Source organism: Bradyrhizobium sp. (assembly GCF_035273305.1).
Lineage (GTDB): Bacteria > Pseudomonadota > Alphaproteobacteria > Rhizobiales > Xanthobacteraceae > Bradyrhizobium.
In genome coordinates, this window is the sequence record NZ_DATEPI010000043.1 from 1 (window position 1) to 18,841 (window position 18,841).

The window sequence follows — 18,841 nt, forward strand, 5'->3', positions numbered from 1 at the left end:
TCATGATAGAGAAAATCGAATAAACCGGGCATGATCGAACCTCGTTGCTTGATCATCTAACTCCCATCTACCGAGTTTTTGGAGCGCACGAGGTGAACTGGATCACAGTTCGACTGCGGTGATTAGTCACGGCGTGCGCGCAGCCCACGGAGACTCGCACGGGCTCAGTAGGGAAGTCGCCTCCCGGCCGAGCCCCGCTTTGTTCCGAGAGCGGACGCTTGACGCCGGCCGCCAATCCGCTGGCCGATAATCACTGCCTGTGATCAGATGCATCGGCTGAGCCTTGGTGCCAATGAGGTGATCGAATGAGGCGGCGGGACTTCTTGACGCTAATTGCCGCGTTGGGCGCTGGAGGTTGGCCGCGAGCGCCTCTGGCGGAGCCGGTCAACGGCAAGATTGGATATCTGCATCCGATTACGATTAGTCCAACACACATCACATTTTCGCTGCTCCAGCGGGAATGGCGGCGCCTTGGCTACGTCGATGGAGAGACCGTCTTTGCTCGATCCGGTGAGAATGATCCGGGTCTTTTACCCAAGTTGGTCGAGGAGCTAATTGACCGGCGGGTCGGTGTTCTCATCGTCGTCGGAGCTGATGCTGTTCGTGCCGCCGCAAAAGCTACGGCGACCGTCCCAATCGTTGCGATCGATATGGAAACCGATCCCGTTCAAACGGGACTTATTGGTAGCTATGCGCGGCCAGGCGGGAACGTGACAGGCCTTTTCCTAGACATGCCTGCCCTTGCGACCAAGTGGGTTCAACTGATGCGCGAGATGGTTCCATCATTGGACCGCGTTGCATTCGCATGGCAGCCCTCGACCGGGCGAAGCCAACTGGATGTGGCACTTGGCGTTGCCAAGACTCTTAATATCGAAGCGACCGTTATGGAATTCGACGTCGCCGATGACTTCGCGGCGAGTCTGTCAGGCCTTAGGGGACCAAAGCAGACCGGTGTCATTCAACTTACGTTTCCCGGAATCACCACCGTCGCAGAGAAATTTGCGGCGGCCGCAGAACGATACCAGCTGCCAGCTATGTCGTTTCTTCGTGCAGCGGCGAAAGCCGGATTCTTGATGAGTTACGGACCCAACCAGGAAGATTACTTCCCGCGAGCCGTTCAGATCGCTGATCGGATCCTCCGAGGGGACAAGGTTGAGAACGTTCCGATTGAGCGGCCGTCGAAATTCGAGTTCGTCATCAATTTGAGCGCCGCAAGAGCGCTCGGTCTTACTGTGCCCCCGACATTGTTGATCCGCGCCGATGAGGTGATCGAGTGAATGAAGAAGGTCAGCTTGTGCATTACCCTAAATGCGGTGTCGAAGCCGAATAAGGAACGGTGCAAGAGTTCTACGCTGCCACCTGAATCCGGCGAGGTTCACGCACACACAGTCTTCACAGGGGTTTACCATTTTTGATAGTCGGGGATGGGTGCCTCGTATCATTTCCGCTTTGCCCCGAGAACAGACATTAGTGCGCGTGCCCCGCAGGTCCGCTAAGGCCCGAAGCTGCCATCCTCAGGCGAGTAAGAGTTGTTGCGGCACAGACGATTAGACAGGCGACGGCGGTTTAGGTGGAAGCGCTCCAATCTGATGAAGGAGCGCGAAGCGGTCCGGTACACCCCAATGTTCAACCAGCTTCCCGTTTTCAAAGCGACAGATATCGATAACGTAAATCGAGACAGGTTTTCCCGATCGCGGATCACTACCCCTCGCTCTGCTGCGCGCCCAGACTGTCCCGCCGCTTTCGACAATGTCTTCAACGGTAAGGATCAGGTCCTTTATGCTGCTACGTGCGTCGCGGATTTGGTCCTTCAGTATTTCCGGACCGGGTACATCAGTTTTCGCAAGGTACTCATGCTCCGAAAGCTTCGTCGCGCAAATCTCATCAGCCACGCTCAAGTCGCCTTGGCAAAAGCCACGATCAATAATCTTCCGAAATAACTGCACATTATCCGAGCCGAGGTTATTCATTACCCACCCAGTTGATCTTTCGTTGAAACCGTCGAAGAACACTTATAGCTCCTCGTGATGAGGAGACGAAGTCCGCTTTGGGTCACTAAGCGACACTGCCCCGCGCCCACGCCACTTCCGCTTTGCCGGCGATAGCGGACATTCGGCGGCGCGGTTGGGAAGTCCGTTAAGGGCCAATAGGACACACGCTGCTCTCTTATTCAATAAGCCTATCAGCACGAAGAACCAAACCGGCGGGCAATTCGAGACCGATCGCCCCGGCCGCTTTCAGGTTCACTACAAGATCGAACCGCGTCGGCTGTTCGACCGGCAGCTCGGCGGGTTTAGTGCCGCGCATTACGGCGACGACTTGTCGAGCAATTATGTCCCGATAGATCTGAATGATGCGCGGCCCGTAGGCTAGGAGGCCTTCTGCTTCCGCCATTTCCGGCCACTGATACATGGCTGGCAGCCGTAGCGCTGCGACCTGCCGAAAAATGCTCTGCCGGTTGTTAAAGAAGAGCGCTGATGCGAGCACGTTCAGGGCGGTCGCGCCGGTTGCTTTCGCCGCGTCGAGAGCCGAAACGATCGCCTCACGTTTTCCGGCTTGATGGATCAATAGCTCAACGTCGTGCGACTTCGCGACGTCTTGCAGCGCCTGCAGTTGGACCGCGGTCGTCGATTCCGGATCAGATAAAATTGCGATTCGGCGCGCGCTAGGTACAGCCTCGATCAGGAGTTCCAGCCGTTTGCCATTAAGTTCGGCAGCAAAAATGCTGACTCCGGTAATGTTTCCGCCTGGCTTCTGCAAAGATGAAACCAAGCCAGCGCGGACCATATCGTCTGCAAGGACAACGACGGGAATGGTCCTGCTAGCCGCTTGCGCCGCACGCCCAGCCGCATCGCCGCCGCACAAAATCAAATCAACATGGTCATCGACATGTTGTTTCGCCAATCCAGCGAACTGCTCGGCGGACATCCCATATCCGCGTCTGTCCACCACAAGATTACGATCTTCAACGAATCCATTTTGCTCCAGAACGGCAAAGAACGCGACGTGATGCGCGGCATTGCGCGGCGCCTGGTGTAAACTGCCAATTCTATAGATACGTCCCGGTTCCTGCGCCCATGCGCCAAGCGGCCGGGCAGCTGCTGCACTGCCGAGCAACGTGATGAATACTCGTCGAGATTGACCTAGCATCGGTCCCGCCCCGCTTCTGGCTTTGGTTGGTCTTCAAAGTACTTCCGCCACGACGGCATTCTTTTCAGCCACCGTATTGGTTCATAGAAGACCATCAGGAGGCAATGGCCGATTGCCTTGCACGGGAAATCAAGGGGTTCAATGACGTGTCGGCATCATCGAACCCGGCCTTATCGCTACTCCCATATTCGCGCATCCGGCAAGGCGAAGCCGGTGCCTGAAATTAGCCCCTACTCTGATGTCAAACGTCTAAAGGGCCAGAAACACGACTTCGGGTTGTATGTGGTTGTGGTCCTTTAGCGCCCCGGCATCCGGGGTGGCCCTGACGTAATCGCGTATCAGTGGTTGGCAGTGATGATCTGATAAAGAGCAATTGCAATTTCAAAGATAATAAGCAGAACGACCGCCAACTCTAAACGCAACGCGCGTCTTGTATCGATAATATCAGTTAGCGCGTTAGCTGTTTCGGCAATTACAGTGAGCTTTCGGTCCAGTGCATCAACTCTCTCTTTCAATTCGTACTCATCTTCAAGTCTTGCATACAGCCGTTCCAACTCGGGCTTTTCCCAAAGGACATCAGGTTTTTCAGCAACGGCTACACGGCCGGATACTCTTTGCTGAACCAGAAGTGCGTTTCCTATGAGCTTCAGGATCTCAGTTCGACGCCTTGGTGTTCGTCCATGTGTCGCCAATTCCTGCGCAAACGGCTCGATTATATCAAATACCGCCGAGACTCTGCGCTCATCATGGGCGAGAACAGTACTCTTGGCCAACGCATCGGCCACGACGAGAAGCCGATCATTTGAGAATTCTTTCAGGCAAATCGGGCCACCTGGCTGGACCGTTTCACCGGCATCATCGCAGAGTTCGACGCGAGTAAACTCTTCCTCATAGCGCGCGAATTCCCCAATGAGGCGAGGTTTAAGCTCATTCAAGAACGTCGTCTGTTCGTCAGCGCCAAGCCCAATCATGACGACGACGCCGTAACGAAATAGAACCACCACGCCCGATGGATGAAGGCGAAATGCTACCGGAGTTGTCGAGATCAGGTCGCGGCTTTCAAGGCCGGCTGAATTTAGACGGTCTGCGACCAGCAAAGCGCGAACGATGAGACCCGCGTCAGTACCGCTTGGTTTGTTTTGCGCCTCCACCGCCGGGCCTCAGTTGTTTCTAACGCGTTGCTTCACGCGAACCGGACAACCACTTCGCTCGAAAACGCTTTTGCATGGCCGCCCTAAGCAACGAAGATTTGACCTTGCATAAGGGTTCCGCGGAACAAGCTGAACAGCCATTCAAAAAAGTTCCGAAGCAGTTCCAGGAACGTCCCCATGGCCCATTCGTTTTCCCATGCGCAACAACGATAGGAGAAAGCGCATGAAGAAGGTTTCCTTCGTTCTCGCAGCCTTAGCGACCATCGCAGTTGCGGCGCCGACAGTGGCGAGCGCACAGAGTTTCGGTTTCAGCGTGGGTCCCGACCGGGACTATTACTATGGTGACCGTGGGCCTCGTGCCGAGTTTTACGCCCACGACCGAGGATGGCATCGCGGTTGGTACCACCATGATCGGGACCGTTTCGTGATCCGTCGTCACCATCATTACTGGGACGACTACTAGCGCGAATGGCTGAGAAAGCAGAAATGGCCCCCTGATCGGGGGCCATTTTTTTACGCGCTCTCTTGCGTGATGATCACGTCGCATCTGCACGGAACAGTTGAGACGTGTACTGCGCTGAGAACAATGCAGCTATCGAAGACTGCACAGCGAGTTCCGGAAAACTCAACGTCCCTATTCAGGGGCAAGCGGGGGTGAGTCCAGTTCGCGTAGTCGGTCGATGAGATTTTGTAGAGAACGCGACGGCCGGGGCGGCTCCCCCAGCATTTGCCGTAATCTCTCGCCCACTTCCGCCGTTATCGCGCGGATGTGGATCTGGTCGAGTTCGTCAAGGTCGTTCTGCATCTTTGCCAACTCGCAACTCAGGAAATCGTTCGAAGGGCCCCAACGGCAGCGACCCAGCGACGACGGCTCGGTCAGCTGCAGAGCGAACTCACGCCGTCGCCAGTTCGACGCCGGTGCCCGACGGCGAAGCATCCGACAAATTCATTTACAAACTGCAATTCGCCTTTGGGAACACAATAAGAACATTGACTGCTCGGTGGCCGATCCCCAATCCGCAGCACATTTTCATCCTGCGGAGCCGGGGATGCGCTGCGCGAAGCCCGGAAAGCCGCAGGCTTCACCCCACAAAAAAGAGCCGCCTGGAACATTTCCAAGCGGCTCAAGGCAGATGGCTGTGTCAGGTTCAGCCCCCAGTCGTCCGTTCTTTTGCGGTCGAAACGGCTCGTAGCTATTGCGATTCGACGTGGCGTGCTTGCCACACCCTCCGATGTTCACAAGCGCTTTCAAGGAAGCTGGCCATATGACGCGGTCGGGTTCAAGCCGCGCGGCCGACCCTGCGGCCATTGCGACATTATGAAGCCTGACGTCACGGTCTTTAGATTCCGGCGTTCGCATCGCGCGCGGCCTGAGGCGTCATCCGCTTGTGCCGAACCAGGACGCTGGCAGCCGGTATCGTAATCGAGACCGCAGTTTCACAATGCGCTTCGAACTTCCGAACGACGTCGCGGCGACTGACGGTGCCATGCAAGCTGATCAGTTGCAGAGATGCGAGAATGACCTGAACGCGACCGTCTGTACCGAACGGCAGGAGCAAACGTTCCAGATTGATTGCAAATCCGTCGCCATCATAGGTTTGCAGGATCGAGTAAACTGCGCAACCGGTATTGGCGCACTGACGGGATGCGCCGATGATCGCCGGTTGCAGCAATGGCGGAGTAATCTCGGTCAGCGTTTTTCCGGTCCAGCCGTCGTTGAAGGCCTCGTCGATCAAGCTTCCACGGTACAAGCCACGAAAATCGGTTTCGGCGCCCCTGCCCTCGACTTTCCACACCGCAAGTTGTTTCGGATCGTGAATGTGCGGATCGGGTTTGAACCGGTCGAATGGCGGCAAGCCGTCTCTTGCGAGCCTCGCCCAGGCAAGCGCTAAACCGCGCTGACTTATCGAGCGAATGCTGTGAACTGTCCCATTCTCAAAATTCAAATTGAATCCGCCTTGGCGGACATATTGAGCACCAAGGCTTTAAAGCTTTGTTTCCGTCAGCCTCCGCCACTGATGATCCATCGCCTTGCTGAAACGGCGGTGCGCTCGGCGCCATCACGTCGAAGAGGTCGAAAATCCAAGGCTACCGCGCGCAGCCTCATTCTTCGTCATGCGTCGGTTCGCGACGCTGCACGAACTTCGGGGTCGCCGCCTCGTCATGACCGCTCCGACTGCTGAAGAACATAAGCGCCATCAGGCCGCATCCGATGACAAGCGAGAAAAACGTGCCGAGCCCGAGAGCGATCCAGCCATGTTTGGACATCGGAACGGTGTTGCTGGACGTCCATACCGCCGTCGCCCAGACAATCGTGACGATCAGTATCGCCACTAACGCACCAAGCAGAACGAATTGGCCGCCGGTAAGCGAGCCACCTTTGGCCGGTTTCGGAGGAGGTAAATTCTGCACCATTGCACCGAATCTCGACTGACCTGCCGTGAAACTGAAGATAAGCAGTCGAGCCGGCGTTGCAATCGCGCGCATCAAAATGATCCGAGATCAGATGTCGGGCAGACGCAAGAGGCTGCGCGCCACCAACCGCTGCTTTGCCGGGCAGTTCAGCCGCGATCGGGCGTTTTCTCGTTAGTGGAGGGCATCTGCGTTTGAACGAGGGAAGCACCGTCCATGGCTTCCGCCTGCTCCAAATGCTCTATCGCTGCGAGCGTGAAACGCTGTGCCTGTGTTTGGCTGTTGGTTGAAAGCGCCAACCCGGCCAGAAGCTTGGCTTGATCGCGATGGTACTTTGAACTCGGCATGCAGAACCCCCGAAGCAGCCCTGCACAACGCGGAAGGGTTGTCTTGAGTTCCTGACTTAGTTCGAAAGAACTAGACCGCTAGCGACAGCACGGCCAAGCCTTCTTCGACAAGTGCGTCGAGCTTCTCCTTCCGACGCGTTTTCCTCGCCGGCGTCCACTTCGCTCGAAGATGTTCCAAACGATCAACTCGCCAGTGGCGTTGAATAGCCGGCTGCGATCTTGACGAGGTCTGCCTGACGCGAGGCGCCGGTTTTCGCAAATACCCGATGCAAATGGGTTTTTACTGTTGTCTCGGCGAGGCCGAGGTTTTCCGCCGTTTGTGGAACTCCGCCCACATCGATGATCGCCATCAAAACCCGCAGCTCGGTCGGAGTCAGTTCAAACGTCCGCGCAATGAGTTCGCCGCTCGCGTGGCTGTCCAGTCCCACTCTGGTCACAAACAAAGCCGCGACCGCCTTGGTCGCGGTCGCAGCGTGCTGGCGGGTGAGCGGCCGCAACGGCAGCACGTGGGCGACAAAACGTTCACCGTCGTGCCCGGTCAGCGGGAAAGACGTATCCCTGGCCGCGATCGCAAGCGCGGTATGGCCGGTGAATATGTCACGCAACGCTTTATTGGCTTGGACATTGCGAGCGATCAGTTGGCCGGCGACCGAACGCAAAAAATCGTCGGCAATCAGCATCTCGCGGCCGGCTGAGTTGGCGTGAACGATGCGGCACTTAGCATCGACAATGAAGACGCCGGCGCTGAGTCCGTCGAGCGCGTCGGCAAAGGTCGCCGTTTCAGAGTGTTTCAGTTCAATCGCCTTGTTGATCTGCAAGGCGCGATGCGCATGCGGCACGATCAGCGAAATGCGTCGCCGCATTTCCTCGTCGACCATCTGTTTGCCCGCGAGCACCGTGAGCAGAACCGGGAAGCTCGACTTGGCTTTTTCGAGGACCACGTTGGCGGCGTCGACACATCCCTGGGGGCGGAGCCATTCCTGGTAAAAACGCCCGCGGCGGTATTCATCAAATGGGACGAGATCCGGGATGCTGACGACCTTGCCATAGGGCGGCAAGTTCGCGAGCGGGTCGAATTTGCAGTGGGTTTCCGAGTAAAGCTGAATGTAATGGGGATCGGCGCCGCAGTAATAATGGGTGACGCCGAATTTGCTGATCGAATGTTTGGAAAAGATCCCACACGCCCGGCCACCGACAAAATCGTTGATGGCAATGATCACATCGGCCCATCGGGAGGGCTCGAGCGCCGCATCATAGATGCCCTCGATCAGGCTTGAAATATTGTCGCGCATTGGACCAATCTGCCATGCAATGTTGCTGGTCTCAGGCGGCGGGCACGGTATCGGAGCGATTCTGGATTGTCATCCTCCGATCGGAGGAGATGCCCGTGCACTGAGCACGAAAATGCCTACTATCAACTCAAAATGGTAGCGCTGCTGACCTGTCAGCAGGCAGTCCTGGCGTCTTTCGTTCAGCCGTAAACGCTGGGTTAACCTACCGAGCGCCAGCAATTTGTGCCACTCAGCTTACCCTCCCTGCGGATCGGACCTCCCAGACTCCTCGGTAAGAGTGCTGCGGGAAACGCGGTGCAATGCGGAATAATGTTCACGGTCCCTATTCGGCAATCGCTTCGCCCGAGCCACCAAATTCGGCCGGAAAATCCTTCAGCTTCGGCAACCCGTCTCGCATAGGCAACACCGTCTGCTCATAATTGACATGCACGCCGGGGACGAAGTTGAGGCTCGGAATCGTTGCGGTGAACACATCGACAAGCGCTAGCGGCGGATGATTGGTCATCAAGTGACCGCCACATCTGGTGCAATAGCGGCGCTCGCTAAGCGGCGTCTTCTTGAAGGTCGCCACGTTTTCGACCCCGGACGTGATCATCACGGCTTCCGGCTTCCACAGGCTGAACGCATTAACCGGACCACCCGACCAGGATCGGCACGAGCGGCAATGACAATAGCCCATCGCTTCCGGCTCTCCTGACACCTGCAGCTCAACCGCGCCGCAAAAACAACTCCCGAAATGCATATTTTTCCTTTCCATTAATACTGGTTATGGCCTCGCTAAAAACGTCGGCGACGCGCCGTTTGGGCGCGCCACCGTCGAAGCCGATGCTTATTGCAGTGGCGCACTCTTCAGCCCGCCGCTCTCGGGCTGCATTCCCCCGGATTCCTTGTGGAGCCTGGAGCCGCGGCGGTGAGGGGTGCCGATCCCGCTAAGTTTGATCGGCTTGCGATATGACGATGCCGTGCGTCCGCCATCTGTATCCTTGACTTCCGTTTTGCCCTTTTTTGTTGCCGCTTCGCTCACGCCCGAACCGATCGCTGTGAATCCGATCGCAATGACCGAAGCGACGCAAAAAAATTTCAAGATATTCTTCATATCGACCTGACCTTCTTGTCGGCGAGCATCGCCCGCGATGTGGGTGAATAGCTATAGACATCGGATGCGAGCGCACGAATCTGTTCGCGCTCGGCTCCCAGGAGTTGTAGCGATCAGCACGCCGATGGCGTCCTGCGAACGGATGAGTTTTACGGGAAAATTATAGCGTCAGGCGCCGATCATCCGGGCCGCGTCGTTGGGGACGTGCATCAGGCCAGCGGGGTCGAATAGCCGGCCACCAGCTTCACCAGTTCAGCCTGCCGCGTGACACCGGTCTTTTCGAACAAGCGTCCGAGATGACTCTTGACGGTGGTCACGGCTATTCCCAGTGCCGCCGCCACCTCCGGGACACCACCGACTTCAACAATGGCCAGAAGTACCCGCAGTTCTGTCGGAGTGAGATTGAACGTTTTGGCAATAACCTCGGGAGCCGATGGGGTCTGAAGCGCCGCCTTGCGCACGAATAGCGCCGCCGCTGCTCCATATCCGATCCCCGCATGGCGGCGTTTTCCCGAATTCAACGGCAGCAGATGACCGACGTAGCGGTCGCCTGTGGTTGATGTCATTGGCAGCATGATGGCTTTGCTTCCGAGCGCGACATCTCCGGCCTCCGCGGCGGCAAAACCCTCGCGCATGGTTTGAGCTACCCGCGCGTCCTCGACAGTGAGCCGGCCGCCGTTGCGGCGCAACAGGTTGCCGTCGCCGAGCATGTTGTTCCCCGCCAGATTGGCATGGATGATAGAGCCATCACCGTTCACCAGAAATATTCCGGCACTTAAGCCGTCCAGGACTTCAAACGACGTTGCCTCGGTATGCTTCAGCTCGATCAGTTTGCCGATCATCACCGATCGACGGATATGAGGCGCGATCAGCGCCATCCTGCGCCGCGCCCCCTCATCGGCGAGCCCGTCGCGCTCGTGTCTGAAAACGCCAAACATGGCGACGTTGGTATCGGATTTATCCAGCACGGTGCTGACGAAATCGACCAGACCTTGAGGCCGCGCCCACTCCCGGTAGAATCGCGTCTCAAGGAATTCGTCGTAAGAGATGCAGTCTTCAATCGCGACCGGTTGCTCGATATCGGCGAAGAAATGTCCCGTGGTGGCGGGATCGAGCATGACATATTGGTCGAAATAGAGTTTCCGAAAATATGGCGTGATGCCGGTGTAGAAATAAGTGTCGCCGCCATTGGCAGCCGCGTTCTTGAAGAACAGGGCGGCACCGCAACCACCGACAAAGGAGACGCACTTTTCGAGGACCGAGACCCATAGCGACTGGTTTAGGGCGGCATCATAAATGTCGCCAACCAGATTGCTGAATTCCTCGTCCCCGATGGGTCCGGTGACCCGGTTTGCCGAGAATGGCAAGATCGCCTTCATGCAATTATCCTTCCAAGGATCGGAGCTATTGAGCCGCTGCAGGCAAAAGATGCTATCCGCGGCCGGCTATACTTCGCTCCTTTCGACACCTTGGTGTCGGCCAAAGAGGCCCACTGGTCGAGTAGCCGACTTATAGCCAGACGGAAACTCTGTTTCTTGGACATGAGCGTATAGAAATTGGCCTGGAGCGCACTTTTTCGACTGCGGGTCCTTCGTTCGTACTGGATTGCCCTCTTGGGAAGCGGCTACCTGCGAGCCTGCCAACAAAATAATTGCCTTGCCTCCTTCGAACGGATGACGCGCCCTGCACAATTTGATGGCAGGGGTCAGTTCGCACGGCGACAAACCTGATCGCTCGTGTTTGCGGGGAGGAGCTCGGATTGGCGATCGTGTCGGAGGCAGACATGGCGCGCGCCGTCCGGCTCTCGACTCGACAGGGCTGGATGGTCGTTGCCGGCGCATTTGGCGTGATGTTCGCGACCTTCGGAGCTGCCTACAGCTTCTCGGTCTTCTTTACCTCGCTTCAGCAGACCTTTGGCGCCTCGCGCGGCGAGGTCTCCTTGATCTTCTCGATCGCCATCCCCCTCTACTATGTGGTCGGAGCAATGAGCGGGCCGATCGCGGACCGGTTCGGTTCTCGCCTGACCTGTTTGTCTGGCGTTGCGATCGGAGGCGCCGGATTGATCTTTGCCGCGCACGCGGACGCGCTATGGCAAGTCTATCTCGGCTTTGGCCTCGGGATGGGACTGGGTATCGGTTTCTCCTTTGTGCCATCGCTCGCGGCGGTTCAACGGTGGTTCGTGCGCCGACGCGGTCTCGCGTCGGGGATAGCCGTATCGGGTATAGGGCTCGGCACGTTGGTCGTCCCTCCGATCGCCACTGAGCTGATCTCCAGCCTGGGTTGGCGTAACGCCTGGATCGTGCTTGGGCTGTTCATCATTCTATTCGGCGGCATCGCGGCCCTTTTCACCGACAACTCACCGGAGCGACGCGGGGCTTCCGCCGATGGCGGCATCATAGGCCCGCATGCGGCCGGCGGCCCTTCGACTGTCGAGGGCTTCGGGCTGCGGGAGGCGGTCACCTCGCGCGCCTTCGTGCTGCTCTATCTCGCTCTCGTCGTGATCTGGATTGGGGCGTCAATCCCGTTCGTGCACCTCGTTCCCTACGCGGAAGATTACGGCCTGACGCACGGCACCGCCGTTGTGATCTTCGGTCTCATCGGAGTTGGGAGTCTCGCCGGGCGGTTCGCGCTGGGCGGATTGGCGGACCGGCTCGGCCGGCGCAAATTATTGATAGCCATGTTCGTCGGCCTGGCGCTCGCGCAGCTCTGGTGGCTCGCTTCGATCGCCGCGTGGCAGCTAGCACTATTTGCGCTGGTCTTCGGCGCTTGCTACGGCGGATTCGTCGCGCTGTACCCGTCGATAACCGTCGACTATTTCGGGCCGCGCAACGCCAGCGGCATCCTGGGTCTGCTCTATACCGGCGGTGCAGCGGGCTCGTTTGTCGGTCCCAAGCTTGCCGGTGACTTGTTCGACCGCTTCGGATCGTATGCGGTGTCGATTGGCATCGGCGCTGCGTCCGCTTTGATTGCGGTCATATTGATGACGCTGGCCTCAAAGCCGATATCCGCCAAGTCCTGAGCTAACCGGCGTCCACGCTTTCGGCTTGCCTGATCAAATTCAGAAAGCGACGGCAGGACACAGCAATCGAGCAGTCGCCTTATGCAATCACGCCTGCTCCAACGAGCTTTCGCGGGCCGCATGCCTCACTCCCAATGGCGTGGTGCCGTAGAGCTTGCGGAAGCTCCGATGGAAGTACGAAAGATCTCCGAAGCCGACGTCATACGCAATGGTACTCACGGCGCGTGGCGAGAACACGGGCTCCGAAAGCATCCGGTGGGCCCGCGCGAGTCGCTTTTCCAGCACGAACTTGCAGAACGTGCTGGAATCCTCTTCGAACAGCCGTTGCAAATACCTGGCGCCGACACCGAGGTGGGACGCAACCACAGCTACTGAAAGGTCCATTCGATTGATGTTTTCGACGATGAAAGCTTTCGCTCTTTCGAGACGTGCCGCCCGGGTTCCGCGGATCTTTGCGCTCTCTTCGCCGTCGCGCACCGCTCCCAAGGCGATCGCCACCAGGTCATAGACATGTGACACGACCACTTGCCTGAGTTCAGGCGTACCCATAAGGGCACCGCCCTGCAGCCTGCTCAGATATCCGTCGAGCATCCTGATCGCATAATCATGTTCCGGAATTCGGGTCATGAGCGTGTCTTCAAGATTCGGCACCAGCGACGCGAGAATGGATCGCGAGAGCCGAAGCGAAGTAGAGCTTCCGGGCGTGAGACGCTTGAGGGTGGTGACTTCCGCGCTGCTCATCAGCACCGCGTCGCCGTGCAGCAACGTCACATCTCGGCCACGCGCATGCACGCTGGCGGAGCCGGACCGATTTATGAAGAACGCGAGGTCGGTGATGCCATCTTCAAGATGGACCGCGGTTCTGGTGAGGACCGCGGGCGACATGTTTCCGTGCAGCAACTGCAATCCCGGTATGGTGATCGAAGACACGCAGGCGCGAAATGACGTGCCACTCTCCGGTGCAATCTCGACGGCATAGGCCACTTGGCAAAAATGTTCTCGCCACCGAGCAACGCGATCGGATTCCGGCAACTCGTCGGTCGCAAGACTTACTGCGACAAGATTATTAGCTTTCAACACCAAATCACCCTGAATGAAAAACGCGATCCACGCCTGACGCGAATCGCCAATGGCAAAGGCGCTTCCTAGTGCCGCTGCTCTGATACGCAATGATTCCAGACTCCGCGTCCTCCGACCGGATGACAGAGGACAGCGGGGCTGATCAAATCAGCGACATGGAACTCAGCTGCAGCGCGCACCGGCTAGTCGCGGATCGTTAGGGACAGATTTGTTTCGGGCGCGCTCAGGAGACGTCGATTTCAAGGTGCAGTAGTTCTACGGATTGCGCTTTGTACGGACGCCCGCACACGGTCGCCGCGCCGTTGAAACATCAAAAATCCCGCGGGTTCACAGCTTGTGATCGCGCGAGATTTGCGACGAGGCGGGTGATATTCGTCTGAAGTGCGGCGCTGCTAAATCCCGAGCAGCCAGACCGCCACGATGGTTCCGAGTACGGCGAGACCCGAGATTGTCCATCCGGTGACATAAGCCGCTTCATCTGTTTCCGGCCTGTCCACCATGGTATCGTGCCAATCGGTCATGGCAGCCTCCTTGCGGATCGCTCCAATAGGTGGGTCCTTCTCCAGCTGCCTAAGGTTCAACCACATAATCCGCCACCTTGACCGCTGGTTCCCGAGGTCAGGTCCGATATTCATTATTTGGGAAGCGGCGTGCCCGCGGTTCGGATCAGCTTGTCAGCTTTGGTCAGGACGTAGCCGTTGTCGCGCTGCTCCCTCGCAAAGAAGCTGATCGCCACGAAGACCGCGCAGAGCAGGAAACCCACCAACAGTATTTTTCGGTGGGTGCGCCTGTCCGCGTTGTGAAATGAACTGGACATCGTCCATCACAACCAGCGGCCAAACAGACGCGCAATCGAAGTCGCGTCTTAACCTTGCCGATGAAGGTTACTGAAAGCGAAGAATTTGAACAAACTTTTCAGGATACGAAGCGCATGGCTGAATTTAAATCTGCCCTAACGCGCGCCAATGCAAACGAGCGCACGCAATGGACGCGCCCTACTTCCGCTGCCGCACCGCCAATGCCGGCTTGCTCACGCCATCGAGTCCGGTCAGCACCAGCATCGTCAGCAACGCGTTTTGCGGGCCGTAGTAAGCGTCGACCGGTTTGTACCATTCGTTGCGCGAATGCCAGTTGCCGCCCTCGCCGCCGCCGCCGATCGTGACCGCGGGGATACCCAGCGACATCGCTAGGTTGGAATCTGTGCTTGAGCCGGCAAAGGTGACGCGCGGCGTCCGCGTGATGACCGTGACGGCACGCTGGGTGGCCTGCACGATCGGCGAATCCATCGCGACGATGCCAGCGGGCCGATCACCAATCAGCTTTATCTCAACCGTCATCTTGTCGGAATTCCAGCGTCCATTCTCTTCCACCACCGCCTGCTTGACCAGATCGAGCAGGCGCGCTTCCAATTTGAGCAGTTCCTGCGTCGAGTCGGAGCGCATATCGACAGCCATCCTGGCTTCGCTGGCGATGGCGTTCACCGAGGTACCTCCCTTGACAGTGCCGACCGTAAAGGTTGTCTTCGGATCGGATGGCGTCTGCAGATCGGCGATCTTCGCGATCGCGCGGCCCATCGCATGGATCGCGCTCGGCAGTCCAAATTCCTGGAAGCTGTGACCGCCAGGGCCCTTGAAAGTCATCTCGTAGCGATGGCTTCCTGTGGCCTGGTTGACGACCCGGGTGATGCCAAGTCCGTCGATCGATATGAAGCCGTCGATATCGGGGTGGTCGCGGAACAGCGCCTTGACGCCCCGGAGATTGCCGAGCTCCTCCTCGCCGACGGTGCCGACAAACATCACATCGCCAACCGTGGCGACCTCATTGGCGTTGATGCACTTGATGAGCGAAAGCAGCGCGGCGAGACCGCGCGCATCATCGCCAATACCGGGCGCGAGGATGACGCCGTCTTTCTCCTTGACGCTAACATCGGTGCCTTCGGGAAACACGGTATCAAGATGCGCCGAAACCACCAGCTTCGGCCTGCCGCCGCCGCTGCCCTTGCGCAAGGCGATCACGTTGCCTTCTGAATCGATGGAAGCGTCCTTGAAGCCGAGCTCCTGCATGCGCTTCAGGAAATATTCGGACCTGACTTTCTCCTTATATGGCGGCGCCGGGATCTCGGTGATGCGCTTTTGCTCGGCTAGCGCCGTATCATCATCCGATTTGATATCGTCGAGCGTCTTGATGATCTTTGGGTTGCCGAGGATGGCCTGATAGGCGGCATCGATCTCGGGCGCGACGGAAGGCGTCTGGGCATCCGCTCGCCCGATGATGAACCCAGCCCCCAACAACGCAGCAGTCAACGCGAAAGCGCCCGCAAGTGCTCCTGTAGGCCTGATTGTCATTCGCAACCCTCCCAAGCTCATTTCTATCCCAGTCCCGCCTGTTTCAACCTGCCTGCGAGCCAGGCCGAAATCGATCCATCCATCACGCCGCCGACATAGACCTCGGCGACGACGCTTTTCTTGTCCAGCACGAGATATATTCCGATTCCGTAAGCGAACCACAGATGCGGGTCCGTCATCGCGCGCAGCTTGTGCTGATCGTGTTCCGGCGACTGATGATTACTCGCCTTCCGCACCTCGATCGCAAGCAGATTCCTCGGGATCTCGCGCTGGTGCACCACGATGTCGGGATAGATCGATTTTGCGAGATGATCATCGGTCGAGACAATCGAGCCACGCGGCAGCCGCAAGGTGCGCTCGCCCAGCCGGTCGTAATCGCAATCGACTTTCCAGTCCGAAAACTGCTTCTCGAGATGAACCGCCAACCGATGCGTAAGCGTGCGCTCGCCGAGATCGTGTTCAAACAACCAGCTCTCGCTACCATAGAGCTCGGTAAGCGCCGTTACGACCTTGTCCAGCTCGGCCTGCATTGCGGCTCCGACGACGTTTCCTCATTGCGGCGAGCGAGGCGACCTTCACATCCGCACTTCGATCAACCGCGGTCCCCGATCCGGGATGGCTTCCGCCAACGCGTTGACCAGTTCGTCGGCCGTGGTCACCGCGCGGCCGGGAACACCCATTCCCTTGGCGAGCGCGACAAAGTCGAGGGTCGGTCGGTCGAGCTTGAGCATATCCTGGGCCCGCTGCCCTGGCTCGCCGGCGCCAACCCCATCGAATTCGCCGCGCAGGATCTGATAGATTCGGTTGGCGAACACGATCGTCGTGACATTGAGGCCTTCGCGGGCCTGGGTCCATAGCGATTGCAGCGTGTACATCGCGCTGCCATCTCCGACCATGCAGATCACCTTTCGATCCGGGCATGCCACCGCCGCCCCCGTCGCGACAGGAGTCGAGAAACCGATCGAGCCACCCATGTTTTGCAGCCAGTCGTGCGGCGCGGCGGCTGCCGTTGGCGGGAAGAAGCCACGGCCCGTGGTGATGGACTCATCGACCACGATGGCATTTTCCGGGATCGCCATTGCGATCGCCTGCGCGATGGAGGCATGGGTGAGCGCGCCCGTCGGGTTTGCCAATTGCACCATCGGTTGCGGCTTGGCGTCGGTCGGTTTGGCGCCAAGGATCGAGGCCAGCGCTTCCAATGCCGCGACCGAATTTTCCCCGCCGGAGGTCATGCGGTGGACCTCGCAGCCCTCAGGCTTGAGCATGCTCGGCTTGTTGGGATAAGCGAAGAACGCTACTGGATCGTTGGCCTCGACGAGGACGATGTGGCGGAAATCTTTCAAAATCGGCAGCGCCTGTTCGATCACGTAGGGAATGCGGTCGATCGAAAATCGTCCGCGCCCGCGTGCCATGCGCGGGTTATAGGTCTGGCCCATCACCTTGCAGCCGGTCTTGCCCGCGATCTGCGCTGCCAACGCCAGCCCATGCTCGGTCAGCGCGCTTCCGGTGAGCAGGAGCAGCGTCTCTGACCCGCCGCGCAGCACCTTGGCGGCGTTTTCGACCGCCTGCGACGAGTAGCTGGCGCGCTGCGACTCCGCGGGTACCTGCGCGACACCGTCGGCTTCGTTCCAGGCGGTGTCGGCCGGCAGGATCAGGGTCGCGATTTGCGGGGGCGAGCTTTTAGCAGCGGCGATCGCGGCGGCGCCATCCCTGGCAATCGACTTCGCATCCGGCGAAGTCCGTACCCACGCCGACATCGGCCGCGCCAGCCCCTCGATGTCGGACGTCAGCGGCGCGTTGAAGCCAATGTGATAAACCGCATGCTGGCCAACGATGTTGACGATGCCGGAATTTGCCTTTTTCGCGTTGTGCAGGTTGGCGAGCCCGTTGGCCAGCCCCGGACCCAAATGCAGCAGCGTCGAAGCCGGCGTGCCCTTCATGCGAAAATAGCCATCGGCGGCACCCGTGACCACGCCCTCGAACAGCCCGAGTACGCAGCGCATGCCTTCGACCCGGTCCAGCGCGGCGACAAAATGCATCTCCGAGGTGCCTGGATTGGCGAAGCAGACGTCAACGCCGCCGGCCACAAGTGTCCGCACCAGGCTTTCCGCACCATTCATGAGTCTGCTCCCCATCGTTTCTCGTTTGGTTCGTTGAAGATCAATCATTACTGGCGCGTTTCGTCAAAGGGCTGACGGGCATTGCTGCCATCACCGGTTCCCGTCATGCGTTTTTTAACCGCGGCATTTGAAAATCGCAGAGCTCGCACCACCGCGCCTTGCGAATTCGCGCGAGTTATGGCCTGTTTTGAAGCCATAGTGGTGTTTCTGACGAGGACGAGATGATCCGGTCATATGCTTTGCTGTTTGCCGCAGCGATGATGATGTGCGCCGGCCACGCGCAGGCCGAAAGCTTCGATATACGCGAGATCATGGGTGGCGGCCCCAACTTCAGCATCGGCAGGTCCAGCCCAATCCCTCGGCAGACCGTGAGTTTTGCCGGGAATTACGCCGCGGGCACGATCTTCATCGATACCGCCGAGCGGCGGCTCTATCTGGTGCTCGGCAATGGTCGGGCGCTCCGCTATGGGATCGGTGTGGGCCGGGACGGCTTTCGGTGGAGCGGGGTCCATCGCATCTCGGCCAAAAAGGTGTGGCCGAGCTGGACGCCACCGTCGCAAATGTTGGCACGGCGGCCCGATCTGCCGCGCCACATGGCGGGCGGGATCGATAACCCGCTCGGCGCGCGCGCGATGTACCTCGGATCGAGTTTGTATCGTATCCATGGTTCGAACGAGCCGGAGACCATTGGCCAGGCCGTGTCATCAGGCTGCTTCCGCATGACCAATGAGGACGTCGAGGATCTCTATGACCGTGTCTCGGTGGGCGCCACGGTGATCGTGAAGAACTGATCAGCACGGAGCAGGAACTTGCAAGGCTTGGCCGTCGA

The 18,841-nt window shown here is 58.6% G+C and carries 20 protein-coding genes; 4 read left to right on the forward strand and 16 right to left on the reverse strand.

Annotation, left to right across the window (positions count from 1 at the left end; genetic code table 11):
• Positions 1–305 precede the first annotated feature (305 nt).
• On the forward strand, positions 306–1,277 hold the full coding sequence (locus tag VJV58_RS02850) for an ABC transporter substrate-binding protein (RefSeq protein ID WP_324135820.1): 972 nt from the start codon (positions 306–308) through the stop codon (positions 1,275–1,277).
• Positions 1,278–1,547: 270 nt separating this feature from the next.
• On the opposite strand, the gene VJV58_RS02855 is transcribed toward VJV58_RS02850, so the two are convergent.
• From VJV58_RS02855 to VJV58_RS02865, 3 genes are all read right to left on the reverse strand, one after another.
• Positions 1,548–2,012 carry an ester cyclase gene (locus tag VJV58_RS02855; RefSeq protein ID WP_324135821.1) on the reverse strand — a complete coding sequence of 155 codons (465 nt, stop codon included), beginning with the start codon at positions 2,010–2,012 and terminating at the stop codon, positions 1,548–1,550.
• A 154-nt stretch (positions 2,013–2,166) separates the two neighbouring features.
• A complete protein-coding gene (locus VJV58_RS02860; RefSeq protein WP_324135822.1) occupies positions 2,167–3,150 on the reverse strand; it encodes an ABC transporter substrate-binding protein in 984 nt (327 codons plus the stop codon).
• 338 nt (positions 3,151–3,488) lie between these two features.
• Entirely contained in the window at positions 3,489–4,301 is an 813-nt protein-coding gene (locus VJV58_RS02865; protein ID WP_324135823.1) for an RMD1 family protein, read from the reverse strand.
• 223 nt (positions 4,302–4,524) lie between these two features.
• Between VJV58_RS02865 and VJV58_RS02870 the strand changes: the two genes are divergently transcribed.
• On the forward strand, positions 4,525–4,764 hold the full coding sequence (locus tag VJV58_RS02870) for a hypothetical protein (RefSeq protein ID WP_324135824.1): 240 nt from the start codon (positions 4,525–4,527) through the stop codon (positions 4,762–4,764).
• Between the two features lie 877 nt (positions 4,765–5,641).
• Here VJV58_RS02870 and VJV58_RS02875 read toward each other — a convergent pair.
• The 7 genes from VJV58_RS02875 to VJV58_RS02905 all read right to left on the reverse strand — a co-directional run bounded on the left by VJV58_RS02875 (position 5,642) and on the right by VJV58_RS02905 (position 10,827).
• Positions 5,642–6,157, reverse strand: coding sequence for a hypothetical protein (locus VJV58_RS02875; protein WP_324135825.1), 516 nt, complete (start codon positions 6,155–6,157; stop codon positions 5,642–5,644).
• Positions 6,158–6,404: 247 nt separating this feature from the next.
• The gene (locus VJV58_RS02880; protein ID WP_324135826.1) at positions 6,405–6,788 is read right to left on the reverse strand and encodes a hypothetical protein; all 384 of its coding nucleotides are present in this window, start codon (positions 6,786–6,788) and stop codon (positions 6,405–6,407) included.
• 74 nt (positions 6,789–6,862) lie between these two features.
• Positions 6,863–7,060: a hypothetical protein gene (locus VJV58_RS02885; protein WP_324135827.1), complete on the reverse strand. Its 198-nt coding sequence runs from the start codon at positions 7,058–7,060 to the stop codon at positions 6,863–6,865.
• A 182-nt stretch (positions 7,061–7,242) separates the two neighbouring features.
• A complete protein-coding gene (locus VJV58_RS02890; protein ID WP_324135828.1) occupies positions 7,243–8,352 on the reverse strand; it encodes a helix-turn-helix transcriptional regulator in 1,110 nt (369 codons plus the stop codon).
• Positions 8,353–8,674: 322 nt separating this feature from the next.
• Positions 8,675–9,094, reverse strand: a complete 420-nt coding sequence (locus VJV58_RS02895; protein ID WP_324135829.1) for a GFA family protein — start codon at positions 9,092–9,094, stop codon at positions 8,675–8,677.
• Between the two features lie 87 nt (positions 9,095–9,181).
• Positions 9,182–9,448: a hypothetical protein gene (locus tag VJV58_RS02900; RefSeq protein WP_324135830.1), complete on the reverse strand. Its 267-nt coding sequence runs from the start codon at positions 9,446–9,448 to the stop codon at positions 9,182–9,184.
• 209 nt (positions 9,449–9,657) lie between these two features.
• On the reverse strand, positions 9,658–10,827 hold the full coding sequence (locus tag VJV58_RS02905) for a helix-turn-helix transcriptional regulator (RefSeq protein ID WP_324135831.1): 1,170 nt from the start codon (positions 10,825–10,827) through the stop codon (positions 9,658–9,660).
• Positions 10,828–11,231: 404 nt separating this feature from the next.
• On the opposite strand from VJV58_RS02905, the gene VJV58_RS02910 reads away from it, so the two are divergent.
• Positions 11,232–12,467 carry an MFS transporter gene (locus VJV58_RS02910; protein ID WP_324135832.1) on the forward strand — a complete coding sequence of 412 codons (1,236 nt, stop codon included), beginning with the start codon at positions 11,232–11,234 and terminating at the stop codon, positions 12,465–12,467.
• Positions 12,468–12,554: 87 nt separating this feature from the next.
• Here the strand turns inward: VJV58_RS02910 and VJV58_RS02915 are convergent, their stop codons facing one another.
• From VJV58_RS02915 to VJV58_RS02940, 6 genes are all read right to left on the reverse strand, one after another.
• Complete coding sequence (locus VJV58_RS02915) at positions 12,555–13,637, reverse strand: AraC family transcriptional regulator (protein ID WP_324135833.1); 1,083 nt, start codon at positions 13,635–13,637, stop codon at positions 12,555–12,557.
• A gap of 302 nt (positions 13,638–13,939) precedes the next feature.
• Positions 13,940–14,068, reverse strand: coding sequence for a hypothetical protein (locus tag VJV58_RS02920; RefSeq protein ID WP_324135834.1), 129 nt, complete (start codon positions 14,066–14,068; stop codon positions 13,940–13,942).
• 113 nt (positions 14,069–14,181) lie between these two features.
• On the reverse strand, positions 14,182–14,364 hold the full coding sequence (locus VJV58_RS02925; protein ID WP_324135835.1) for a hypothetical protein: 183 nt from the start codon (positions 14,362–14,364) through the stop codon (positions 14,182–14,184).
• Between the two features lie 178 nt (positions 14,365–14,542).
• Complete coding sequence (locus VJV58_RS02930; protein ID WP_324135836.1) at positions 14,543–15,892, reverse strand: M20/M25/M40 family metallo-hydrolase; 1,350 nt, start codon at positions 15,890–15,892, stop codon at positions 14,543–14,545.
• Positions 15,893–15,915: 23 nt separating this feature from the next.
• Positions 15,916–16,422, reverse strand: a complete 507-nt coding sequence (locus VJV58_RS02935) for a hypothetical protein (RefSeq protein ID WP_324135837.1) — start codon at positions 16,420–16,422, stop codon at positions 15,916–15,918.
• A 45-nt stretch (positions 16,423–16,467) separates the two neighbouring features.
• Positions 16,468–18,012 carry an acetolactate synthase large subunit gene (locus VJV58_RS02940; protein WP_324135838.1) on the reverse strand — a complete coding sequence of 515 codons (1,545 nt, stop codon included), beginning with the start codon at positions 18,010–18,012 and terminating at the stop codon, positions 16,468–16,470.
• Positions 18,013–18,233: 221 nt separating this feature from the next.
• Between VJV58_RS02940 and VJV58_RS02945 the strand changes: the two genes are divergently transcribed.
• Positions 18,234–18,803, forward strand: a complete 570-nt coding sequence (locus VJV58_RS02945) for a L,D-transpeptidase (protein ID WP_324135839.1) — start codon at positions 18,234–18,236, stop codon at positions 18,801–18,803.
• Positions 18,804–18,841 lie beyond the last annotated feature (38 nt).